This window comes from Pseudomonas paraglycinae (genome assembly GCF_021601625.1).
Lineage (GTDB): Bacteria > Pseudomonadota > Gammaproteobacteria > Pseudomonadales > Pseudomonadaceae > Aquipseudomonas > Aquipseudomonas paraglycinae.
Map to the genome: position 1 here is coordinate 41,536 of NZ_BQHR01000022.1, position 21,906 is coordinate 63,441.

Annotated in this window: 24 protein-coding genes and 1 tRNA gene; 21 read left to right on the forward strand and 4 right to left on the reverse strand. The window is 59.1% G+C overall.

Annotated features, from left to right (window positions below; genetic code table 11):
- Positions 1-71: 71 nt before the first annotated feature.
- The 3 genes from L6D82_RS25510 to L6D82_RS25520 form a co-directional block, all read right to left on the reverse strand.
- Positions 72-932: a hypothetical protein gene (locus tag L6D82_RS25510; RefSeq protein ID WP_236191907.1), complete on the reverse strand. Its 861-nt coding sequence runs from the start codon at positions 930-932 to the stop codon at positions 72-74.
- Between the two features lie 268 nt (positions 933-1,200).
- Complete coding sequence (locus L6D82_RS25515; protein ID WP_236191908.1) at positions 1,201-2,442, reverse strand: tyrosine-type recombinase/integrase; 1,242 nt, start codon at positions 2,440-2,442, stop codon at positions 1,201-1,203.
- 163 nt (positions 2,443-2,605) lie between these two features.
- A tRNA-Leu gene (locus L6D82_RS25520) sits at positions 2,606-2,690 on the reverse strand.
- Between the two features lie 108 nt (positions 2,691-2,798).
- On the opposite strand from L6D82_RS25520, the gene queA reads away from it, so the two are divergent.
- The 6 genes from queA (at position 2,799) to L6D82_RS25550 (ending at position 8,883) form a co-directional block, all read left to right on the forward strand.
- The gene (gene queA / locus L6D82_RS25525) at positions 2,799-3,848 is read left to right on the forward strand and encodes a tRNA preQ1(34) S-adenosylmethionine ribosyltransferase-isomerase QueA (protein WP_236191909.1); all 1,050 of its coding nucleotides are present in this window, start codon (positions 2,799-2,801) and stop codon (positions 3,846-3,848) included.
- A gap of 14 nt (positions 3,849-3,862) precedes the next feature.
- A complete protein-coding gene (gene tgt / locus L6D82_RS25530) occupies positions 3,863-4,978 on the forward strand; it encodes a tRNA guanosine(34) transglycosylase Tgt (protein WP_161794909.1) in 1,116 nt (371 codons plus the stop codon).
- Positions 4,979-5,021: 43 nt separating this feature from the next.
- Positions 5,022-5,357, forward strand: coding sequence for a preprotein translocase subunit YajC (yajC, locus tag L6D82_RS25535; RefSeq protein ID WP_007956696.1), 336 nt, complete (start codon positions 5,022-5,024; stop codon positions 5,355-5,357).
- Between the two features lie 64 nt (positions 5,358-5,421).
- Positions 5,422-7,290 (forward strand): protein translocase subunit SecD, encoded by a 1,869-nt coding sequence (secD, locus tag L6D82_RS25540; protein WP_039765691.1) that lies wholly within the window; start codon positions 5,422-5,424, stop codon positions 7,288-7,290.
- A 9-nt stretch (positions 7,291-7,299) separates the two neighbouring features.
- On the forward strand, positions 7,300-8,214 hold the full coding sequence (gene secF / locus L6D82_RS25545; RefSeq protein ID WP_007956694.1) for a protein translocase subunit SecF: 915 nt from the start codon (positions 7,300-7,302) through the stop codon (positions 8,212-8,214).
- Between the two features lie 120 nt (positions 8,215-8,334).
- Positions 8,335-8,883 (forward strand): glycine zipper 2TM domain-containing protein, encoded by a 549-nt coding sequence (locus L6D82_RS25550; RefSeq protein ID WP_007956693.1) that lies wholly within the window; start codon positions 8,335-8,337, stop codon positions 8,881-8,883.
- A gap of 96 nt (positions 8,884-8,979) precedes the next feature.
- Here the strand turns inward: L6D82_RS25550 and suhB are convergent, their stop codons facing one another.
- On the reverse strand, positions 8,980-9,798 hold the full coding sequence (gene suhB, locus L6D82_RS25555) for a type III secretion system regulator SuhB (protein ID WP_007941397.1): 819 nt from the start codon (positions 9,796-9,798) through the stop codon (positions 8,980-8,982).
- 145 nt (positions 9,799-9,943) lie between these two features.
- On the opposite strand from suhB, the gene trmJ reads away from it, so the two are divergent.
- The 15 genes from trmJ to ispG all read left to right on the forward strand — a co-directional run bounded on the left by trmJ (position 9,944) and on the right by ispG (position 21,894).
- Complete coding sequence (gene trmJ, locus L6D82_RS25560; protein ID WP_007956692.1) at positions 9,944-10,714, forward strand: tRNA (cytosine(32)/uridine(32)-2'-O)-methyltransferase TrmJ; 771 nt, start codon at positions 9,944-9,946, stop codon at positions 10,712-10,714.
- Between the two features lie 2 nt (positions 10,715-10,716).
- Positions 10,717-11,493 (forward strand): serine O-acetyltransferase, encoded by a 777-nt coding sequence (gene cysE / locus L6D82_RS25565; protein ID WP_007956691.1) that lies wholly within the window; start codon positions 10,717-10,719, stop codon positions 11,491-11,493.
- Between the two features lie 168 nt (positions 11,494-11,661).
- On the forward strand, positions 11,662-12,153 hold the full coding sequence (gene iscR / locus L6D82_RS25570) for a Fe-S cluster assembly transcriptional regulator IscR (RefSeq protein WP_007956690.1): 492 nt from the start codon (positions 11,662-11,664) through the stop codon (positions 12,151-12,153).
- Positions 12,154-12,203: 50 nt separating this feature from the next.
- Positions 12,204-13,418, forward strand: coding sequence for an IscS subfamily cysteine desulfurase (locus tag L6D82_RS25575; RefSeq protein WP_007956689.1), 1,215 nt, complete (start codon positions 12,204-12,206; stop codon positions 13,416-13,418).
- 101 nt (positions 13,419-13,519) lie between these two features.
- Entirely contained in the window at positions 13,520-13,906 is a 387-nt protein-coding gene (gene iscU / locus L6D82_RS25580) for a Fe-S cluster assembly scaffold IscU (RefSeq protein WP_003227907.1), read from the forward strand.
- A 28-nt stretch (positions 13,907-13,934) separates the two neighbouring features.
- Positions 13,935-14,258 (forward strand): iron-sulfur cluster assembly protein IscA, encoded by a 324-nt coding sequence (gene iscA / locus L6D82_RS25585; RefSeq protein ID WP_003227904.1) that lies wholly within the window; start codon positions 13,935-13,937, stop codon positions 14,256-14,258.
- Between the two features lie 8 nt (positions 14,259-14,266).
- A complete protein-coding gene (gene hscB, locus L6D82_RS25590; RefSeq protein ID WP_007956687.1) occupies positions 14,267-14,788 on the forward strand; it encodes a co-chaperone HscB in 522 nt (173 codons plus the stop codon).
- Between the two features lie 51 nt (positions 14,789-14,839).
- Entirely contained in the window at positions 14,840-16,705 is a 1,866-nt protein-coding gene (gene hscA, locus L6D82_RS25595) for a Fe-S protein assembly chaperone HscA (protein WP_102716891.1), read from the forward strand.
- Positions 16,705-17,046, forward strand: a complete 342-nt coding sequence (gene fdx, locus L6D82_RS25600) for an ISC system 2Fe-2S type ferredoxin (RefSeq protein ID WP_007956685.1) — start codon at positions 16,705-16,707, stop codon at positions 17,044-17,046. Before hscA ends, fdx begins: the two co-directional genes overlap by 1 nt.
- Before the next feature lie 14 nt (positions 17,047-17,060).
- Positions 17,061-17,261 (forward strand): Fe-S cluster assembly protein IscX, encoded by a 201-nt coding sequence (gene iscX, locus L6D82_RS25605; RefSeq protein ID WP_085684618.1) that lies wholly within the window; start codon positions 17,061-17,063, stop codon positions 17,259-17,261.
- Positions 17,262-17,349: 88 nt separating this feature from the next.
- Positions 17,350-17,775 carry a nucleoside-diphosphate kinase gene (ndk, locus tag L6D82_RS25610; RefSeq protein ID WP_039765715.1) on the forward strand — a complete coding sequence of 142 codons (426 nt, stop codon included), beginning with the start codon at positions 17,350-17,352 and terminating at the stop codon, positions 17,773-17,775.
- A gap of 28 nt (positions 17,776-17,803) precedes the next feature.
- Positions 17,804-18,952, forward strand: coding sequence for a dual-specificity RNA methyltransferase RlmN (rlmN, locus tag L6D82_RS25615; protein ID WP_007956683.1), 1,149 nt, complete (start codon positions 17,804-17,806; stop codon positions 18,950-18,952).
- A gap of 12 nt (positions 18,953-18,964) precedes the next feature.
- A complete protein-coding gene (gene pilW / locus L6D82_RS25620) occupies positions 18,965-19,723 on the forward strand; it encodes a type IV pilus biogenesis/stability protein PilW (protein WP_085745313.1) in 759 nt (252 codons plus the stop codon).
- Positions 19,723-20,781 (forward strand): RodZ domain-containing protein, encoded by a 1,059-nt coding sequence (locus L6D82_RS25625; RefSeq protein WP_102716890.1) that lies wholly within the window; start codon positions 19,723-19,725, stop codon positions 20,779-20,781. Before pilW ends, L6D82_RS25625 begins: the two co-directional genes overlap by 1 nt.
- Before the next feature lie 3 nt (positions 20,782-20,784).
- On the forward strand, positions 20,785-21,894 hold the full coding sequence (gene ispG, locus L6D82_RS25630) for a flavodoxin-dependent (E)-4-hydroxy-3-methylbut-2-enyl-diphosphate synthase (RefSeq protein ID WP_007956680.1): 1,110 nt from the start codon (positions 20,785-20,787) through the stop codon (positions 21,892-21,894).
- Positions 21,895-21,906: the final 12 nt, after the last annotated feature.

The window sequence follows — 21,906 nt, forward strand, 5'->3', positions numbered from 1 at the left end:
AAATTTGGATTTTTAGTTTGCTGCTCTGGGGGCGTTGAGTGCTTTTAGAGATGATTAGTATCTATGTGGGTCTAAGTAAGTATTCCGGCAGAGGTTAAAATGTTGCGTATTTGTTTTTTAGATAGCTTGGCCGAACTCCCTGGCGCTTTTAGCGCACTGTCAGTACCAAAAATAATGCCGACGATCTCTCGTTTTGATCGTCCGTCGTTGAGGAGGCGCGTAGCATGCGAGCAAATACTCTGATTGCGATCTGCAGAGGCCTCACGGCGTATGCCCGCTGAGTTATTTCCAGCTTTTCTAGCAGTGACGCTGATTCGGGTTTTCTCTCTACTGCTTAATACTGGCGAGGCATACACCCTCGCTAGAATCATGTAGTGCTGGGCTGCACCAATAAAGTCTGCCGCTTGTTCACGAGCATCGGCTTCAAGGGAAGCCTGCTTTTGACGGATTTCGTTCACAAGCACGTCGAAACTTTCAGGGGACTCTTCAGCTAAAGCAATCAGAATATCCCGCTCACCGCTGTAAAGATCCTCGTGAAATTCCCTCAACCATCGGCCCAGCACTTCAATCGCGCGGCAAGCGCGATCTAGTGCCAATGCCGCAACGCATTGGCAATCTGTAAAAGCTGACTCCGTGGACTCGCCGATAAACCATCGGATGGTGCTAGCTAAGTCATCCTGAAACAATCCTATGCGTTGATGAATATTGTAGGAGTGACGTCTAACCTCTCGTAGAACGCGGACTGCGTCTACTGTCCATTCGCCAGCGTCGTTCAGATGATTTGCCCAATGCAGTTGACCCTCGCGGATGAGTTCAACGACTCGATTGATGCGCTCTGCGAATTCTTCGTACAGCACTAGATGCTCAAGCGCCTCGATGTTCTCCCAGCCTTCGACGTCGATCGGGACGCTTAAATTGAATCTGCTATTCATTATTTTCCCCTCGCCCCGTTTACGGACCCGAAAAAACGCGATCGCCTGCGCCCGCCGATGCTAGGAAGCCGACAGAGAGAAGAAGGCCATTTAAGCCTCTGGCCGTGGCTGATTCCGGAACACCTTATGTGTTCCGTCTCCCATGTGTTCCACCTGCAGGCCATTTGTGTTCCACCGCTGAAAGCCACGAAATTAGAGGCTTTCAGGAGTTTCGGAACACATGGAACACGCGGAACACCGTTTTTTTGAGGGTTCGGAGTTTGCACGGTCAAATCGCCTTTCCAAACTGGCCTGGCACAACGTTCCCGGTCTGTAGTTTGTCCAGATGATCGGCATACCACTGCATCATTGCTGTCCGTTGCTCGAGGTACTGAGCTTTGTTGTAGACCCCCGAGATACCCTCTTCTTTGTGGGCCAATTGGGCCTCCACATGTTCCTTTGGCCATCCGTGTTCACGGAGCAGGGTGCTCGCTGTATGGCGTGTGCCGTGGCCAACAAGACGTCCTTTATAGCCAATGGTCGCGAATACCTTATTTATCGTGTTTTCACTGATCGTAGGATTCTTCGCGCCTACTCCAGGAAATAGCCAGCGGCTGCGTCCGGTTAAAGTGTGCAGCTCTCTAAGGGCGATCAGCGCTTGGCGCGGAAGGGGACACACAAAGTCTCGGCGCATCTTCATCTTCGATGCAGGTGTAGTCCAAAGAGCTCTATCGAGATCAAACTCTTTCCACTCCGCTAGACGAACCATTCCCGGCCTTGAGGCTGTCCATATGCAAAGCCATGCCGCCGTTCGGGCGGTCAGTCTGCTGGGAGTGTTCTTTAAGGCGGTCAGAAACTCGCCAAGTTCGGGCTCTAGCAAATGAGGGTGTTGTTGAGTCTTCGGTGCTTGAGCTGCGATGTCGCGTAGACGGCTACCGGGATCGTTTTCTGTCAGTCCTAAGCCGATTGCTCTGCCGAAAATCTGATTGACCCATGTCCGACATTTTTCAGCAACGTTATGCGCCTCCCGAGCTTCGAGTGAGGCCTGGAGATTTGCACAGTCGGTTCGGGTTATTTCGTCCAGAGGTTTATCACCAAGCGCTGGAAGAATGTCTTTGTCGAGGTAGGTGCGGATTTTATTGAGAGTGGAGGAGGCGAGACCTTTTTCCTCCTTTGCCTTGAGCCAAGCTTCCGCAGCCGCTCTGAAGGTTCGGGTTCGAGCGGCATCGATTGCCGCTTTTGCCGAGCGTTTTTGTTCCAGAGGATCCGCACCGCTGCTGACGACCTTTCGTAGCTCAGCTGCTTTTTCGCGGGCAAGTGCGCCGCTGACTTCTGGATAGCCTCCAAGGCCCATCCATGCCCAATTGCCTGCAGGACGCTTGTACCGGAGTTGCCATGATTTGCCCCCGTCCGGTTTGACCCGGAAATATAAGCCGTTTCCATCCAGCTCCCGGTATTCCTTTGTTTCGGGTTCAAGTCCTGCAAGGGTGGTATCGGCGAGAGGGCGGCGCTTGATGTCTGCGCGCTTCATCCTTGTATCCCAAAGTTAGGTAATTTTCTCAGGATACAAGGAGGGATACAGGGATACAACGGATAGGGGAGACAGGGGGAAACAGTTAGGCACAAAAAAACCGGCCAAGTGGCCGGTTTCTTTGGGTCTGAGAGACTGGTAGAGACTCTCAGATACTGCTATGTGGTGCCCCGAGGGAGACTCGAACTCCCACTCCTTTCGAAAACGGATTTTGAATCCGCCGCGTCTACCAATTCCGCCATCAGGGCTCAATGGCGGCGAAGTATAGAGAGGTGCCTACCGTTGGTCAATCACGTTTCATGGTCAATTTTCGATATTTCCGCTAGACTTTCCGGCCCTGCTAGACGAACCCCATCATGCGCGTTGCTGACTTTACCTTCGAGCTTCCTGATTCGCTGATTGCCCGCCATCCTTTGGCCGAGCGTCGCGGTAGTCGCCTGTTGACCCTGGATGGGGTCAGCGGCGCCCTGGCACACCGTCAATTCACTGATCTGCTGGAGCATTTGCGCCCCGGCGATCTGATGGTGTTCAACAATACCCGGGTGATTCCGGCGCGCCTGTTCGGGCAGAAGGAGTCCGGCGGCAAGCTGGAAATCCTCATCGAACGCGTGCTCGATTCCCACCGCGTGCTGGCCCATGTGCGTTCCAGCAAGTCGCCGAAGCCGGGTTCGAAGATCCTGATCGACGGCGGCGGCGAAGCCGAGATGCTGGCGCGTCACGATGCGCTGTTCGAGCTGGGGTTTGCCGAAGAAGTGCTGCCGCTGCTTGATCGCGTCGGCCACATGCCGTTGCCTCCTTATATAGACCGCCCGGACGAAGGTTCGGATCGCGAGCGCTATCAGACCGTGTATGCCGAGAAACTCGGCGCGGTGGCGGCGCCGACCGCCGGGCTGCATTTCGATCAGACGCTGATGGAAGCGATCGCCGCCAAGGGTGTCGAGACTGCGTTCGTCACGCTGCACGTCGGCGCCGGCACGTTCCAGCCGGTGCGCGTCGAGAAGATCGAAGATCACCACATGCACACCGAGTGGCTGGAAGTCGGTCAGGACGTGGTCGATGCAGTCGCCGCTTGCCGTGAGCGCGGCGGTCGAGTCATCGCTGTCGGCACCACCAGCGTGCGTTCGCTGGAAAGCGCCGCCCGCGATGGCGTGCTCAAGCCGTTCAGCGGCGACACCGACATCTTTATCTTCCCGGGCCGGCCGTTCCACGTGGTCGATGCCTTGGTCACCAATTTCCATTTGCCCGAATCCACGCTGTTGATGCTGGTTTCGGCATTCGCCGGTTATCCGGAAACCATGGCTGCCTACAAAGCCGCGGTCGATAACGGATACCGCTTTTTCAGCTACGGTGATGCGATGTTCATCACCCGTAATCCCGCTCCCCGCGGCCCAGAGGAATCCGTATGAGTCGCACCTGTCGTATGTCTTTCGAGTTGCTTGCCACCGATGGCAAGGCTCGTCGTGGTCGTCTGACCTTCCCTCGTGGCACCGTCGAGACCCCGGCCTTCATGCCGGTGGGCACCTACGGCACGGTCAAGGGCATGTTGCCGCGTGACATCGTCGCCACGGGCGCGGAGATCATTCTGGGCAACACCTTCCACCTGTGGCTGCGCCCGGGTACCGAAGTGATCAAGGAACACGGCGACCTGCACGATTTCATGCAGTGGAAAGGTCCGATCCTGACCGACTCCGGCGGTTTCCAGGTGTTCAGCCTCGGCGCCATGCGCAAGATCAAGGAGGAGGGCGTGACCTTCGCCTCCCCGGTCGACGGCTCGAAAGTGTTCATGGGCCCGGAAGAGTCGATGCAGGTCCAGCGTGATCTGGGCTCGGACATCGTGATGATCTTCGACGAATGCACGCCGTACCCGGCTGACGAAGACGTGGCCCGTGTGTCCATGGAGCTGTCGCTGCGCTGGGCCCAGCGTTCGAAGAATGCCCATGGCGACAACACGGCGGCGCTGTTCGGCATCGTTCAGGGTGGCATGCACCAGGACCTGCGCATGCGCTCGCTGGAAGGTCTGGACAAGATCGGCTTCGACGGCCTGGCCATCGGCGGTCTGTCGGTGGGCGAGCCCAAGCATGAAATGATCAAGGTGCTGGACTACCTGCCGGGCATGATGCCGGCTGACAAACCTCGTTACCTTATGGGCGTTGGCAAACCGGAAGATCTGGTTGAGGGTGTGCGCCGCGGTGTGGACATGTTCGATTGCGTGATGCCAACCCGTAATGCCCGCAACGGGCATCTGTTCATTGATACAGGCGTGCTGAAGATCCGTAACGCGTTCCATCGCCATGATGATTCGCCGCTGGATCCGACCTGCGATTGCTATACCTGCCAGAACTTCTCCCGCGCTTATCTGCATCATCTGGACAAGTGCGGCGAAATGCTCGGCAGCATGCTCAATACCATCCACAATTTGCGCCATTATCAGGTGCTGATGGCTGGTTTGCGCGAGGCTATTCAACAGGGTACATTGGCCGCCTTTGTCGATGCCTTCTACGCCAAACGCGGGCTTCCCGTTCCGCCTTTGGACTGAGTTTTCTGACCCCAAGATTCAACATTTGCAACTGGAGTGCTAAATGAGCTTTTTTATCTCTAATGCCATGGCTGACGCGGCTGCACCGGCTGCAGCGCCTATGGGCGGCGGCTTCGAGTGGATTTTCCTGGTCGGCTTCCTGGTCATCTTCTACCTGATGATCTGGCGTCCACAGGCCAAGCGCGCCAAAGAGCAGAAGAACCTGCTGAGCAGCCTGCAGAAGGGCGACGAAGTGGTCACCACCGGCGGCATCGCCGGCAAGATCACCAAAGTGGCCGATGACTTCGTGGTTCTGGAAGTTTCCGACACCGTGGAAATGAAGTTCCAGAAGGGCGCCATCGCCGCCACGCTGCCAAAAGGCACGCTGAAAGCGATCTAAGGTTCCAACTTCTACTCAATCGACGGGGCGCGCAAGGCGCCCCGCGTTCATAACGGGCGGCGTGATGCTGAACAAATATCCTCTGTGGAAATACATTCTGATCCTGGCGGTGCTGGCGATCGGTCTGATTTATTCCGCTCCGAATCTATACCCCGATGACCCGGCCATTCAGATCAGCGGCGCCAGCACGGCCCTGCAGGTCAATCAGGCCGATCTGGATCGCGTGAGCACCGCGCTCAAGGAATCCGGGATCAACGTCAAGGCATCGAGCCTGGCTGCGAACGGCAAGGGCGGTCTGATCCGTCTGACCAAGGCTGAAGACCAGCTGCCGGCCAAGGACGTTGTCCGCAAGGCATTGGGTGATGACTACGTCGTCGCGCTGAACCTGGCACAAACCACCCCGCAATGGCTGCGCAGCGTGGCCGCGCACCCGATGAAGCTGGGTCTGGACTTGTCCGGTGGTGTGCACTTCCTGCTGGAAGTGGACATGGACAAAGCTCTCGATGCCCGCCTGAAAGTCTACGAAGGCGACGTCAAGAGCCTGTTGCGCAAGGAGAAACTGCGTTATCGCAGCCTGCCGCAACTCAATGGCGCCATTCAGCTGGGCTTCAGCGATGCTGACTCCCGCGAACAGGCCCGTGCGCTGATCCGCAAGAATTTCAACGATTTCGACATTGTTCCGGCCGACCTCAACGGTCAACCGGTGCTGCGTCTGGCGATGACCCCGGCCAAGCTGGCGGAAATCCGTGAATACTCCATCAAGCAGAACTTGACCACGGTACGTAACCGCGTCAACGAGCTGGGTGTTGCCGAACCGATCGTCCAGCGTCAGGGCGCCAACCGAATCGTGGTTGAGCTGCCGGGCGTGCAGGACACTGCCGAAGCCAAGCGTATCCTCGGCAAGACGGCCAACCTGGAGTTCCGTCTGGCTGCAGAGCCGGGTGCTTCGAAAGCCACTTCCGAAACTTTCGAATTCCGCGAAGGCAATCGTCCTCCTGCCCAGATCGAGCGTGGCCTGATCATCACCGGTGACCAGGTGACTGACGCCAAGGCCGGTTTCGGCGAGCACGGCACACCTGAAGTGAACATCCGTCTGGATGGCCACGGTGGCGAGCTGATGAGCCGCGCTACCCGCAGCAACGTCGGTCGCAGCATGGCGGTGATCTTCATCGAGCAGCGTCCGGTCACCACTTACACCAAGCAAGTGGTCGACGGCGTCGAGAAAGACGTCGCGGTGCAGACCTTCAAGGAAGAGAAGAAGATCATCAGCCTGGCGACCATTCAATCGCCGCTGGGTGCTCAGTTCCGTATCACCGGCCTGAACGGCCAGGGCGAGTCGTCCGAACTGGCGCTGCTGCTGCGTGCCGGTGGTCTGGCTGCTCCGATGTACTTCGCTGAAGAACGTACCATCGGCCCGAGCCTGGGTGCGGACAACATCACCAAGGGTATCGATGCATCGCTGTGGGGCATGCTGTTCGTCTCGCTGTTCATCATCGCCATCTACCGTTTCTTCGGCCTGATCGCCACCGTCGCACTGGCGGTGAACATGGTGCTGCTGCTGGCGCTGATGTCGCTGCTGGGCGCTACGCTGACCCTGCCGGGTATCGCCGGTATCGTGTTGACCATGGGTATGGCGGTCGACGCCAACGTACTGATCTTCTCGCGGATTCGTGAAGAGATCGCCGCCGGCATGACCGTGCAGCGTGCAATCAACGAAGGCTTCGGTCGGGCATTCACTGCGATTCTCGACGCCAACCTGACCACCTTGCTGGTCGGCGGCATCCTCTTCGCCATGGGCACCGGCCCCGTGAAGGGCTTCGCAGTAACCATGTCCCTCGGGGTTCTGACTTCGATGTTCACGGCCATCATGGTCACCCGCGCGATGGTCAACCTGATCTTCGGCGGTCGTGACTTCAAGAAGTTGTGGATTTAAGGGGCTGCCATGTTACGTACAATCAACTTCATGGGCGTCCGCAACTTTGCGTTCGGCGTCACTGTATTTCTGACCTTGCTGGCAATCTTCAGTGTGTTCCACAAGGGCATGAACTGGGGTCTGGACTTCACCGGCGGTACGCTCATCGAGCTGACCTACGAGCGTCCGGCCGATGTCACCAAGGTGCGCGAGCAACTGGTTTCTTCCGGTTATCACGAAGCCGTCGTGCAGAACTTCGGCGCGACCACCGATCTGCTGGTGCGCATGCCGGGTGAAGACCCGCAGCTGGGCCATCAGGTGGCGGAAGCGCTGCAGAAGGTCGGCGGCGACAACCCGGCGACCGTCAAGCGCGTCGAGTTCGTCGGCCCGCAGGTCGGTGAAGAGCTGCGTGACCAGGGCGGCATGGGCATGCTGCTGGCGCTCGGTGGCATCCTGATCTACCTGGCTTTCCGCTTTCAGTGGAAGTTTGCGGTCGGCGCTATCGTGTCGCTGATTCACGACGTGATCGTGACCGTGGGTATCCTGTCGTTCTTCCAGATCACCTTCGACCTGACGGTGCTGGCGGCGGTACTGGCGATCATCGGTTACTCGCTCAACGACACCATCGTCGTGTTCGACCGGGTGCGTGAGAACTTCCGTGTTCTGCGCAAGGCCACGCTGATCGAGAACATCAACATCTCGACCACCCAGACCCTGCTGCGGACCATCGCGACCTCGGTTTCGACCTTGCTGGCGATCGCGGCACTGCTGTTCTTCGGCGGTGACAACCTGTACGGCTTCTCCCTGGCGCTGCTGGTGGGTGTTCTGGCGGGTACCTACTCGTCGATCTACATCGCCAACGTGGTGCTGATCTGGCTGAACCTGTCGACGGAAGACCTGATTCCGCCGGTCAACACCGAGAAGGAAGTCGACGACCGTCCATAACGGCCATCGTTTTCCCGGTTGTCAGTCAAAAAAGACGCGAGTTGAACTCGCGTCTTTTTTTTTGCTCCAAGGCTGGGAGAAGCGCGGGCGCGTCCCGCATGTGATGGTCAGGAGGTTCATGTGAACAAGTCGTTGCTGGTTGGTGCGGTATTGGGTGCTGTCGGTGTGACTGCCGGGGGTGCTGTTGCCACCTACAGCCTGGTTAAAAGCGGCCCTGAGTATGCGCAAGTGCTGGCCGTAGAACCGGTCAAAACACAGATCAAGACTCCACGTGAAGTGTGCAAGGATGTGACAGTGACCCGGCAGGCGCCGGTGAAAGATCAACACCAGATCGCCGGCACCGTGGTCGGTGCGCTGGCGGGTGGTCTGCTGGGTAACCAGATCGGCGGCGGCACCGGCAAGAAGATTGCCACGGTGGCCGGTGCGGTCGGTGGTGGTTACGCCGGTAACAAGGTTCAGGAGGGTATGCAGGAGCGTGATACCTACACCACGACTCAGACTCGCTGTAACACGGTGAATGACATCAGCGACAAGGTCGTGGGCTATGACGTCCGGTATTCGCTGGACGGCAAGGAAGGCAAGGTGCGGATGGATCGTGATCCGGGCAACCAGATTCCGGTCGACAAGGAAGGCAAGCTGATCCTGTCGCAGAACGAGCCGGGCCAGTGACTGGTTGATGGCTTATAAGAAAAGCACCCTTCGGGGTGCTTTTTCATGCCCATAAAAAAACACCCCGAAGGGTGTTTTTTTGGTTTCGCGAAGCGCTTAGCGCTTCAGCGAGGCCGGCAGGTGCGGCTGGATCGCCGTCAGAACTGCCTTGAAGCATTTGGTGTTGCCGGCAACGACGTGGCCTTTTTCAAGGAAGTCGTGACCGCCGGTGAAGTCGCTCACCAGGCCGCCTGCTTCCTGAATCAGCAGGGCGCCAGCAGCCATGTCCCACTCGGACAGACCCGACTCCCAGAACGCGTCGAAACGGCCGGCGGCCACGTAAGCCAGATCCAGGCTTGCCGAACCGGCGCGGCGGATGCCGGCAGTCTGGCCAACCAGGGCGCGGAACATGCCCAGGTAGTTGTCGAGGTTGTCCATCTGGTCGTCACGGAACGGGAAGCCGGTGCCGAGCAGAGCGCCGTCCAGGCTTGTGCGACCGCTGACACGCAGGCGGCGACCGTTCAGTTGAGCGCCGCGACCACGGCTGGCGGTGAATTCTTCCTGGCGAACCGGATCCAGAACAACGGCGTGTTCCAGGCGACCACGGTATTTACAGGCAATGCTGACAGCGAAGTGAGGAATGCCGCGCAGGAAGTTGGTGGTGCCGTCCAGCGGATCGATGATCCACAGGTATTCTTCGCCTTCGATGCCGGTGCCGGCGTGCAGGCCGGTCTCTTCACCCATGATCGAGTGATTCGGGTAAGCCTTGCGCAGGGCGTCGATGATTTTCTGTTCGGCGGCGCGATCGACCTCGGATACGTAATCCTTGGCGTCTTTTTCGTCGACCTTGATGGTATCCAGGCGCTCGATGGAGCGGAAGATCAGTTCACTGGCGCTGCGGGCGGCGCGCAGCGCGATATTCAGCATGGGCTGCATGGATGTGTCACCTAAGGTTGTTAAAGAAAGCCGCGCATTCTATCAGAACTTTTCTTCAGGTGAAGGTCGCTGTTCGCTTTCATAGCTTAACGGTAGGCTGTTCTGTAAGATTTGCACCCCTTTGCCGAGTCCGAGAGCGCCCGCCGTGCTGCAAAATATTCGTGTCGTCCTGGTCAACACCAGCCATCCGGGAAACATCGGCGGGACTGCGCGCGCCATGAAAAACATGGGCCTGTCGCGCTTGGTGCTGGTTGATCCGCGCGTCTTTCCGCATCACGAAGCCGATGCTCGTGCTTCGGGTGCCGGTGACATCCTTGAAAACGCGCAAGTCGTCGCCACCTTGGAAGACGCCTTGGTCGGTTGCAATCTGGTGCTTGGCACCAGTGCCCGTGACCGGCGTATTCCCTGGCCATTGCTGGACCCGCGCGAGTGCGGGACCAAAGTGGTCGAGGAGGCAGGGCAGGGCGCGGAAATCGCGCTGGTGTTCGGTCGTGAAGATTCCGGACTGACCAACGACGAGCTGCAGCGATGTCACTATCACGTGCACATCCCCTCCGATCCTGAGTTCAGCTCGCTGAACCTCGGGGCGGCGGTGCAGGTGTTGAGCTATGAAGTGCGCATGGCGTGGCTGGCTGCACAAGGTCAGCCGACGAAGATCGAGAAGGAAGAAGTGGCCTCCGTGAAAAGCGCAGAGCTTGCGACCATGGATGAGCTGGAGCGGTTCTATGAACACCTGGAACAGACCCTGGTGGCCATCGAATTCCTCGATCCGGAAAAACCGCGGCACTTGATGGCGCGCCTGCGCCGGTTGTACGGACGCAGCTCGGTCAGCCGGGCGGAAATGAATATTTTGCGTGGCATCCTCACGGAAACCCAGAAAGCGGCCCGTGGCGAGCTCCTTAAGCGGAAGGATTAATGATGTTCGAGCGTTTGCGTGAAGATATCCAGAGCGTATTCCACCGAGACCCGGCGGCGCGTAACGCTTTTGAAGTCCTGACCTGCTACCCCGGCATGCATGCAATCTGGATTCATCGACTGGCCGGCATGCTCTGGCGCAATGATCTGAAATGGCTGGCGCGGCTGGTGTCGAACTTTGGTCGCTGGCTGACCGGGATCGAGATCCATCCGGGTGCCAAGGTCGGTCGACGCTTCTTCATCGACCACGGCATGGGCATCGTGATCGGCGAAACCGCTGAAATCGGCGATGACGTGACGATCTATCAGGGCGTCACCCTGGGTGGTACCAGCTGGAACAAGGGCAAGCGTCACCCGACACTCGGCGATGGCGTCGTGGTGGGGGCGGGCGCGAAGGTGCTCGGTCCGTTCACTGTGGGTGCCGGCGCCAAGGTCGGGTCCAATGCCGTGGTCACCAAAGAAGTGCCACCGGGTGCCACCGTGGTGGGGATTCCGGGCCGGATCATCGTCAAGTCCGATGACGAGGCTGACGCCAAGCGCAAGGCGATGGCCGAGAAGATCGGCTTTGATGCCTACGGCGTCAGTGAAGACATGCCCGATCCGGTGGCGCGCGCCATCGGCCAGTTGCTCGATCACCTGCAAGCGGTGGACGGACGTCTGGAGGGAATGTGCGGCGCGCTGAAGGATCTGGGCAGTAATTATTGTGCGAAAGATCTGCCCGAGCTGCGTGAAGAAGACTTCGCCTGCGTCAAGGGCAAGGACGAATCCAAGCTCCACTGACGCACTTGCAGGGCTGCTGCCGACCGGTGTGCCATTAGGCCGCAGACCCTGCTATCATTCGCGCGCTCTTTTGCGGGTAAACCCGACTAAAGCACTAGGTCTTATAGTTGACTTAAATGCTCGGGAATTGCATACTCCCGCCCATTCCGAACTCCGTGGTAATTGTCCATGCGACTGACTACAAAAGGCCGATACGCCGTGACCGCCATGCTTGACCTGGCGTTGCACGCGCAACACGGGCCGGTGTCCCTGGCCGATATCTCCGAGCGCCAAGGCATCTCCCTGTCCTATCTCGAACAGCTTTTCGCCAAGCTGCGCCGCAGCAACCTGGTTTCCAGCGTTCGCGGTCCGGGCGGTGGCTACCAGTTGTCCCGCGACATGCAGGGCATCCAGGTGGCTCAGGTGATCGATGCGGTGAACGAATCGGTCGATGCAACAAAATGCCAGGGCCAGGGCGACTGCCACTCCGGTGACACCTGCCTGACCCATCACCTGTGGTGCGATCTGAGCCTGCAGATTCACGAATTTCTCAGCGGTATCAGCTTGGCCGACCTCGTAACTCGCCGTGAGGTGCAGGAAGTGGCCCAGCGTCAGGATCAGCGTCGTTGCAATGGCAAGGCGCCGCGCCTGGACAAGATTGAAGCGTCCGCCGTCGAATGACAGCCAGAGAGCTAGCGGCACGCCAGCCAGCCTGATTTAGGAGATAGTCCATGAAATTGCCGATTTACCTTGATTACTCTGCGACCACCCCGGTCGATCCGCGCGTTGCGCAAAAAATGAGTGAATGCCTGCTGGTCGACGGAAACTTCGGTAACCCGGCGTCCCGTTCCCACGTGTTCGGCTGGAAAGCCGAAGAGTCCGTCGAAAACGCCCGTCGTCAGGTGGCCGATCTGGTCAACGCCGACCCGCGTGAAATCGTCTGGACCTCCGGTGCCACCGAGTCCGACAACCTGGCAATCAAGGGTGCGGCACATTTCTACGCCTCCAAGGGCAAGCACCTGATCACCTCCAAGATCGAACACAAGGCTGTCCTCGACACCATGCGCCAGCTGGAGCGTGAAGGTTTCGAAGTCACCTACCTCGATCCGACCGAAGATGGCCTGATCACCCCGGCCATGATCGAAGCCGCGCTGCGCGAAGACACCATCCTGGTGTCGGTGATGCACGTGAACAACGAAATCGGCACCGTCAACGATATCGCCGCCATCGGCGAGCTGCTTCGCTCCAAAGGCATCCTGTTCCACGTCGACGCCGCTCAGTCCACCGGCAAGGTCGAAATCGACCTGCAGAAACTGAAAGTCGACATGATGTCGTTCTCCGCCCACAAGACCTACGGCCCTAAAGGCATCGGCGCGCTGTACGTCAGCCGCAAGCCGCGTGTGCGCATCGAAGCGACCATGCACGGCGGCGGTCACGAGCGCGGCATGCGTTCCGGCACCCTGGCGACTCACCAGATCGTCGGCATGGGCGAAGCGTTCCGTGTGGCCAAGGAAGACATGGCTGCCGAAAACGTCCGCATCAAGGCGTTGAGCGACCGTTTCTACAAGCAGGTCGAGCACCTGGAAGAGCTGTACGTCAACGGCAGCCTGACCGCCCGCGTTCCGCACAACCTGAACCTGAGCTTCAACTACGTTGAAGGCGAGTCGCTGATCATGGCGCTCAAGGATCTGGCGGTTTCGTCCGGTTCGGCCTGCACCTCGGCGTCGCTTGAGCCTTCGTACGTACTGCGCGCCCTGGGCCGCAACGACGAACTGGCACACAGCTCGATCCGTTTCACCTTCGGCCGTTTCACCACCGAAGAAGAAATCGACTACGCCGCGCAGAAAGTCTGCGAGGCCGTTACCAAGCTGCGCGCTCTGTCGCCGCTGTGGGACATGTACAAAGACGGCGTCGATATCTCGAAGATCGAGTGGGCGGCACACTAAATATAGAAGCCGCCGGATACAGATCCTGTAGCGACGCGGCGGTTTACGCAGCGCAGTTGCAGGGTCTCAAGAGCGGCCCTGATGAGTGAGGATTGAGAATCATGGCTTACAGCGAAAAGGTCATCGACCACTACGAAAACCCGCGCAACGTCGGCAAGATGAACGCGGAAGATCCTGATGTCGGCACCGGCATGGTCGGCGCTCCGGCGTGCGGCGACGTGATGCGTCTGCAAATCAAGGTCAACGATCAGGGCGTTATCGAAGACGCCAAGTTCAAGACCTACGGCTGCGGTTCGGCTATCGCCTCCAGCTCCCTCGCTACCGAGTGGATGAAGGGCAAGACCCTGGACGAAGCTGAAACCATCAAGAACACTCAGCTGGCCGAAGAACTGGCCCTGCCGCCAGTGAAAATCCACTGCTCGGTTCTCGCTGAAGACGCCATCAAGGCCGCCGTTCGCGATTACAAGCAGAAGAAAGGCTTGATCTAAGCATTGGGCGACGAGTAAGGAGTCAATGATGGCTATCAGCATGACAGAAGCGGCTGCTCGACACGTGCGACGCTCCCTCGACGGGCGCGGCAAGGGTGAAGGGATTCGTCTGGGTGTTCGCACCACGGGCTGTTCCGGCCTTGCCTACGTGCTGGAGTTTGTCGACGAGGTGGTTGCAGAAGATCAGGTGTTCGAGAGTCACGGCGAAAAAGTGATCATCGACCCGAAGAGCCTGGCCTACCTCGACGGCACCGAGCTCGACTTCGTCAAGGAAGGGTTGAACGAAGGCTTCAAGTTCAACAACCCCAACGTACGCGGTGAATGTGGCTGCGGCGAAAGCTTCAACATCTGAGGCTTGTCGTGGGTATTCCTTGTCATTTCGCTTTATTCGAGCTGCAACCGGGCTTTCGTCTGGATCTCGAGCAGTTGGCCACGCGCTATCGCGAGTTGGCGCGCGGCGTTCATCCTGACCGCTTTGCCGATGCTTCCGAGCGCGAGCAGCGGTCGGCGCTCGAGCAGTCTGCGCGGCTCAATGATGCCTACCAGACGCTCAAGAGTCCGGCCCAGCGTGCACGTTACCTGCTGACCATCAGCGGGCATGAAGTGCCGATGGAAGTCACCGTCCACGATCCCGAGTTTCTTCTGCAGCAGATGCAATGGCGCGAAGAGCTCGAAGATCTGCAGGACAGTGCCGATCTGGACGGTGTCGCGGCGTTCAAGCGTCGCCTGAAAACCGCCCAGGAAGAGCTCAACGAAAGCTTCGCAGCCTGTTGGGATGATGCAGCGCAACGCGAGCAGGCCGAACGCCTGATGCGGCGCATGCAGTTCCTCGACAAGCTCACCTACGAAGTGCGCCAGTTAGAAGAGCGCCTCGACGATTAACCCAGTGCCGCTCCGGTCGCACGCCTGATATACAGATAAGTCCTGATCACGATGGCCCTACTGCAGATCGCCGAACCCGGCCAAAGTCCTCAACCGCACCAGCGTCGTCTGGCTGTGGGGATCGACTTGGGTACTACCAATTCGCTGGTCGCTGCGTTGCGCAGTGGTCTTTCCGAACCGCTGGCCGATGCCGAAGGGCGGGTCATCCTGCCTTCCGCCGTGCGTTATCACGCCGATCGCGTCGAAGTCGGCGAGTCGGCCAAGCTGGCCGCATCCTCCGATCCCCTGAACACCGTGCTGTCGGTCAAGCGCCTGATGGGGCGTGGTCTGTCCGACGTCAAGCAATTGGGCGATCAACTGCCGTACCGCTTTCTCGGTGGCGAATCGCACATGCCGTTCATCGACACCGTGCAGGGCCCGAAAAGCCCGGTCGAAGTTTCCGCCGATATCCTGAAAGTATTGCGTCAGCGCGCTGAAGCCACCCTTGGCGGTGAGCTGGTGGGCGCGGTGATCACCGTTCCGGCGTATTTCGACGATGCTCAGCGCCAGGCTACCAAGGACGCGGCGAAACTCGCCGGTCTGAACGTGTTGCGTCTGCTCAACGAGCCGACCGCTGCGGCGGTGGCATACGGTCTGGATCAACATGCCGAAGGCCTGGTCGCGATTTATGACCTGGGCGGCGGCACATTCGATATTTCGATTCTGCGCCTGACTGGCGGTGTCTTCGAAGTGCTGGCCACTGGCGGCGACAGTGCGCTGGGTGGCGATGATTTCGATCATGCGATTGCCGGCTGGATCATCGAGAGCGCCGGTTTGTCCGCCGACCTCGATCCGGGCGCACAACGCAGCCTGCTTCAAACCGCCTGCGCCGCCAAAGAAGCCCTGACGGACTCTGACAGTGTTGAAGTTGCCTACGGTGACTGGAAAGCGCAACTGACCCGCGAAGCCTTCGATGCGCTGATTGAGCCAATGGTCGCCCGCAGCCTGAAAGCCTGCCGCCGCGCCGTCCGCGATTCCGGCGTCGAGCTGGAAGACGTGCACGCCGTGGTCATGGTCGGTGGTTCGACCCGCGTTCCGCGTGTTCGTGAAGCCGTCGCCGAAGCCTTCGGTCGTCAGCCGCTGACCGAAATCGACCCGGATCAAGTGGTGGCCATCGGTGCCGCGATCCAGGCCGATACGCTGGCTGGCAACAAGCGCGATGGCGGCGAACTGTTGCTGCTCGACGTGATTCCGCTGTCCCTGGGGCTGGAAACCATGGGCGGCCTGATGGAGAAGGTGATTCCGCGTAACACCACCATCCCCGTCGCTCGCGCCCAGGACTTCACCACTTATAAAGATGGCCAGTCGGCCATGGCGATCCACGTATTGCAGGGCGAGCGTGAGCTGATCAGCGATTGCCGCTCCCTGGCTCGCTTCGAATTGCGCGGCATCCCGGCGATGGTGGCCGGTGCGGCGAAAATTCGCGTGACCTTCCAGGTCGATGCCGACGGCTTGCTCAGCGTCTCTGCCCGTGAACTGGGTTCGGGCGTCGAGGCAAGCATTCAGGTCAAGCCGTCCTATGGCCTGACCGACGGCGAAATCGCCAAGATGCTGAAAGATTCGTTCCAGCACGCCAATGACGACAAGGTCGCCCGCGTTCTTCGCGAGCAGCAAGTCGATGCTCAGCGCCTGATCGAAGCGGTGCAGGGCGCTCTTGAGGCGGATGGCGAGCGTTTGCTCGACGCCGAAGAGCGCATGGTCATCGATCTGCAGGTGCAGGAACTGACCGAACTGATGAAAGGCACCGATGGCTACGCCATCGAGCAGCAGACCAAGCGTCTGTCGCAAGTGACCGATGCTTTTGCAGCCCGTCGTATGGATCAGACGGTGAAAGCCGCTCTGTCGGGGCGCAATCTGAATGAAATCGAGGATATCTGATGCCGCAGGTCATTTTTCTGCCCCACGAGAAGTTCTGCCCTGAAGGCATGGTCGTTGACGCTGCGCCTGGCACGTCGATCCTCGAACTGGCTCACGAACACCACATCGAGATGGAAAGCGCCTGCGGCGGCGTCTGCGCCTGCACCACTTGTCACTGCATCATCCGCGAGGGTTTTGACTCGCTGGAAGAAGCTGACGAGTTGGAGGAAGATTTCCTTGATCGTGCCTGGGGTCTGGAAGCCCAGTCGCGCCTGGCTTGTCAGGCGATCGTCGGTGAAGAAGACATCACCGTAGAAATTCCGAAATATTCGCTTAACCATGCGGCCGAAGCGCCGCACTGACTGGTAAGACTGTCATGAGCTACGGTTGGAATGATGTTCAACGTATTGCAGAAGAGCTGGCGGAAGCCAAGCCGGGTGTAGATCCGTTTTCTGTCAATTTCGTCGACCTGCAGCGATGGATCATGGAGCTGCCTGACTTCGACAACAACTCTGGCCGTGTCGGCGAGAAGGTGTTGGAAGCGGTTCAGCAGCTCTGGAATGATGAAATAGACTGATCGTCCTCGCAGGTTAGGCAATACCCAAGAACCCGCGTATAATTCGCGGGTTTAATTTTTCGCAAATTACCGTTTCTGGAGTTACACCATGGCTGTTCAACGTACTTTCTCCATCATCAAGCCTGACGCCGTTGCTAAAAACGTGATCGGCAAGATCACCACTCGCTTCGAAGACGCTGGCCTGCGCGTTGTAGCTTCGAAACTGAAGCAACTGTCCAAAGCCGAAGCCGAAGGCTTCTACGCTGAGCACAGCGCTCGTGGTTTCTTCGGCGACCTGGTTGCCTTCATGACTTCGGGTCCTGTTGTTGTTCAGGTTCTGGAAGGCGAAAACGCCATCGCTCGCAACCGTGAGCTGATGGGCGCTACCAACCCTAAAGAAGCTGCTCCAGGCACCATCCGTGCTGACTTCGCTGAATCGATCGACGCCAACGCCGTTCACGGTTCGGACTCCGAAGCCGCTGCTGCTCGCGAAATCGCTTACTTCTTCGCAGCTACTGAAGTAACCACTCGCTAAGCATTGGCTTAAGAGTGAAGGTGAATCCATGACGACATCGACTGTTAAAACCAACCTGCTGGGTCTGACCCAGCCGGAAATGGAAAAATTCTTCGACTCAATCGGGGAGAAGCGTTTCCGTGCCGGTCAGGTAATGAAATGGATTCACCACTTTGGCGTCGATGATTTCGACGCCATGACGAACGTCAGCAAGGCCTTGCGCGAAAAGCTCAAGGCTGTTGCTGAGGTCCGTGGTCCCGAAGTGGTCAGCGAGGACATTTCCAGCGACGGCACCCGCAAGTGGGTGGTGCGCGTGGCGTCCGGCAGCTGCGTCGAGACCGTTTACATTCCCCAAGGCAAACGCGGCACTCTGTGCGTTTCGTCCCAGGCAGGCTGTGCCCTGGATTGCAGTTTCTGCTCCACCGGCAAGCAAGGCTTCAACAGCAACCTCACCGCCGCCGAAGTCATCGGCCAGGTGTGGATTGCCAACAAATCCTTCGGCAGTGTTCCGGCTACCATTGACCGCGCCATCACCAACGTGGTGATGATGGGGATGGGCGAACCGCTGCTGAACTTCGACAACGTCGTGGCCGCCATGCATCTGATGATGGATGACCTGGGCTACGGGATCTCCAAGCGCCGCGTGACCCTGTCCACGTCGGGTGTGGTGCCGATGATCGATGAGCTGGCCAAGCACATCGACGTATCCCTGGCGTTGTCCCTGCACGCACCGAATGACGCATTGCGTAACCAATTGGTGCCGATCAACAAGAAATATCCGCTTAAGATGCTGCTCGAGTCGTGCCAGCGCTACATGTCCGAACTGGGCGAGAAGCGCGTGCTGACCATCGAGTACACCTTGCTCAAGGACGTCAACGACAAGCTTGAACACGCCGTGGAAATGATCGAGCTGCTGAAGAACATTCCATGCAAGATCAACCTGATTCCGTTCAACCCGTTCCCGCATTCCGGGTACGAGCGGCCGAGCAACAACGCCATCCGCCGGTTCCAGGATCAGCTTCACCAGGCCGGTTTCAACGTCACCGTGCGCACCACCCGTGGTGAAGACATCGACGCGGCTTGTGGTCAATTGGTAGGGCAGGTGCTGGATCGCACCCGTCGCAGCGAACGTTACATCGCCGTCCGCGAATTGAGCGCCGACAGCGATCTGGCACAGAACGCCGCGAACACTAACTAAGAGAGGATCTCTATGTCCCTGCGCTTTGCGCTGCTGTTGCTGTTGGCCAGCCTGTGTGCTGGTTGTGTCCTGTCGGGTGATTACAACCCGATGAAGACCAGCAAGGGCCGTGACGAAGCGCGGGCTGCCTACGTGCAGCTGGGGCTGGGATACTTGCAGCAGGGCATGACCGAGCGGGCCAAGGTTCCACTGAAGAAGGCCCTGGAGCTGGACGGTTCGGATCCCGACGCCAATGCCGCGCTGGGGCTGGTGTTCCAGGCTGAAATGGAACCTGCGCTTGCTGACGAACACTTCCGCAAAGCCTTGTCCTCCCGTCCCGCCGATGCGCGCATCCTCAACAACTACGGCAGTTTTCTCTACGAAGAACAGCGTTACAAGGAAGCCTACGAGCGTTTTGAACAGGCGGCCGCCGATACCCTGTATCCTGAGCGTTCGCGGGTGTTCGAGAACCTCGGCATGACGGCGGCGAAGCTTGGGGAGCGTGATCTGGCGCAGCAGCAGCTGGAAAAAGCGCTGCGTTTGAACCGTCAGCAGCCACGGGCATTGCTGGAAATGGCTGAGTTGTCATTCGAAGACAGGCATTATGTGCCCGCGCGTGACTATTACGACCGTTTCAGCCAGCTCTCCGAGCAAAATGCACGTAGTCTGTTGCTCGCCGTTCGGTTGGCAAAAGTATTTGAAGATCGCGACAAGGCCGCCAGTGCGGGCCTGCAATTAAAACGACTCTATCCCGGTACGCCGGAATATCAGCAATACCTGTCGGAGCAATGATGAAAGCGGCGCATCCCGAAGTTGTAGCAGCGAATCGCGTTAACCCCGGTGAGACCCTGCGCCAGGCCCGCGAAAGCAATGGCTGGTCGCTGGCCGAAGTGGCCCTCAAGCTCAACCTCACCGTGACTTCCCTGAGCAATCTTGAAGCCGGCGCATTCGACAAGTTGCCCGGGCATACCTTCGCTCGCGGTTACATTCGCGCCTACGCCAAATTGCTCGGCATGGATCAGACCGTTCTGGTCCAGCAATTCGACCAGTCTACCGGCACCGATTCCCAGGGCAGCAACGTCCACGCTCTGGGCCGTATCGAAGAGCCGGTACGGGTTTCCCACACCATTTTGCGTATCGTCAGCCTGTTGCTGCTGATTGCGGTCATCGGCGGTGGATTCGTCTGGTGGCAGGATCAGACTTCGCAGCGCACCAAGGACCTGATTGGCCTGGCACCGGAGCACGTCGAAGTCGAAGGCGCCGACGGCACCACCCAGATTCATCCGCTCGACGAGCCGGAAGACCAGGCCGTCGCGGAAGGCGAAGCCGAGGGGTCGACCGCTCTGGCACTGCCTCAATCGGAATCCACGGCTGAATCGACCGGCGCCGAGACCGAGGCCACGGCTCCAGCCACCGCACCGGTTGCTCCGGCACCTGCTGCGCCAGCCGCTACTCCGGCTGCACCGGCTCATACGCCGGCGCCTGTGGTTGCTGCTCCAGCGAATCCGGCGCCAGCCGCTCCGGCCACGCCTGCACCGACCGTCACTGCCCCGGCAGCCCCGGCCGTCGCTGCACCCGCGCCGACAGCGCCCGTTGCTCCGGCCGCAGGTCAAGGCCAGGTTCAAGTGCAGTTCATCGCCGATTGCTGGACTCAAGTGACCGATGGCAGCGGCAAAGTGCTGTACAGCGGCCTCAAGCGTAAGGGCGACAGCCTGTCTGTCGTTGGCAAGCCTCCGTTTGCCGTGCGTCTGGGCGTTGCCCGTGGCGCGCAGGTCAGCTACAACGGCCAGCCGGTCGATGTCGCTCCGTTCACCAGTGGCGAGACCGCTCGCCTGAAGTTGGGTCAATAAGTCATGCACGGCGAATCTCCAATCAAACGTCGCGAATCGCGCAAGATCTGGGTCGGTAACGTGCCCGTGGGCGGCGATGCCCCTATCGCTGTGCAGAGCATGACCAACAGCGACACCAATGACGTCGCTGCCACCGTCGCACAGATCAACCGTCTGGAAGCTGCCGGCGTCGACATCGTCCGCGTGTCGGTACCGGACATGGACGCCGCCGAGGCGTTCGGCAAGATCAAGCAACTGGTCAAGGTGCCGTTGGTTGCCGACATCCATTTCGACTACAAGATCGCTTTGCGCGTGGCCGAACTGGGTGTGGACTGCCTGCGCATCAACCCGGGCAACATCGGTCGCGAAGACCGCGTGCGTGCGGTGGTCGATGCCGCCCGTGACCGCGGGATCCCGATCCGCATCGGCGTCAACGCTGGTTCCCTGGAAAAAGACCTGCAAAAGAAATACGGCGAGCCGACCCCGGCCGCGCTGGTCGAGTCCGCCCTGCGTCACGTCGAACACCTCGAACGCCTGAATTTCCAGGACTTCAAGGTCAGCGTGAAGGCTTCCGACGTGTTCATGGCCGTTGAAGCCTACCGTCTGCTGGCCAAGGAAATCGTCCAGCCGCTGCACCTGGGCATCACCGAAGCCGGCGGATTGCGCTCCGGTACAGTGAAATCCGCCGTGGGCCTAGGTATGCTGCTCGCCGAGGGGATTGGCGATACTATCCGCATCTCGCTGGCGGCCGACCCGGTCGAGGAAGTGAAGGTCGGTTACGACATTCTCAAGTCTTTGCATCTGCGTTCCCGTGGCATCAACTTCATCGCCTGCCCGAGCTGCTCGCGGCAGAACTTCGATGTGGTCAAGACCATGAACGAGCTGGAAGGGCGCCTTGAAGACCTGCTGGTGCCGCTGGATGTCGCGGTGATCGGTTGCGTGGTCAACGGCCCCGGCGAAGCCAAGGAAGCCCATATCGGCTTGACCGGCGGCACGCCAAACCTGATTTACATCGACGGCAAGCCGTCGCAGAAACTGACGAATGACAATCTGGTGGACGAGCTGGAAAAGCTGATCCGCGAGAAAGCGGCCGAGAAGGTCGAAGCTGACGCAGCGGTTATCGCGCGCGGCTGATCGAACGAATTA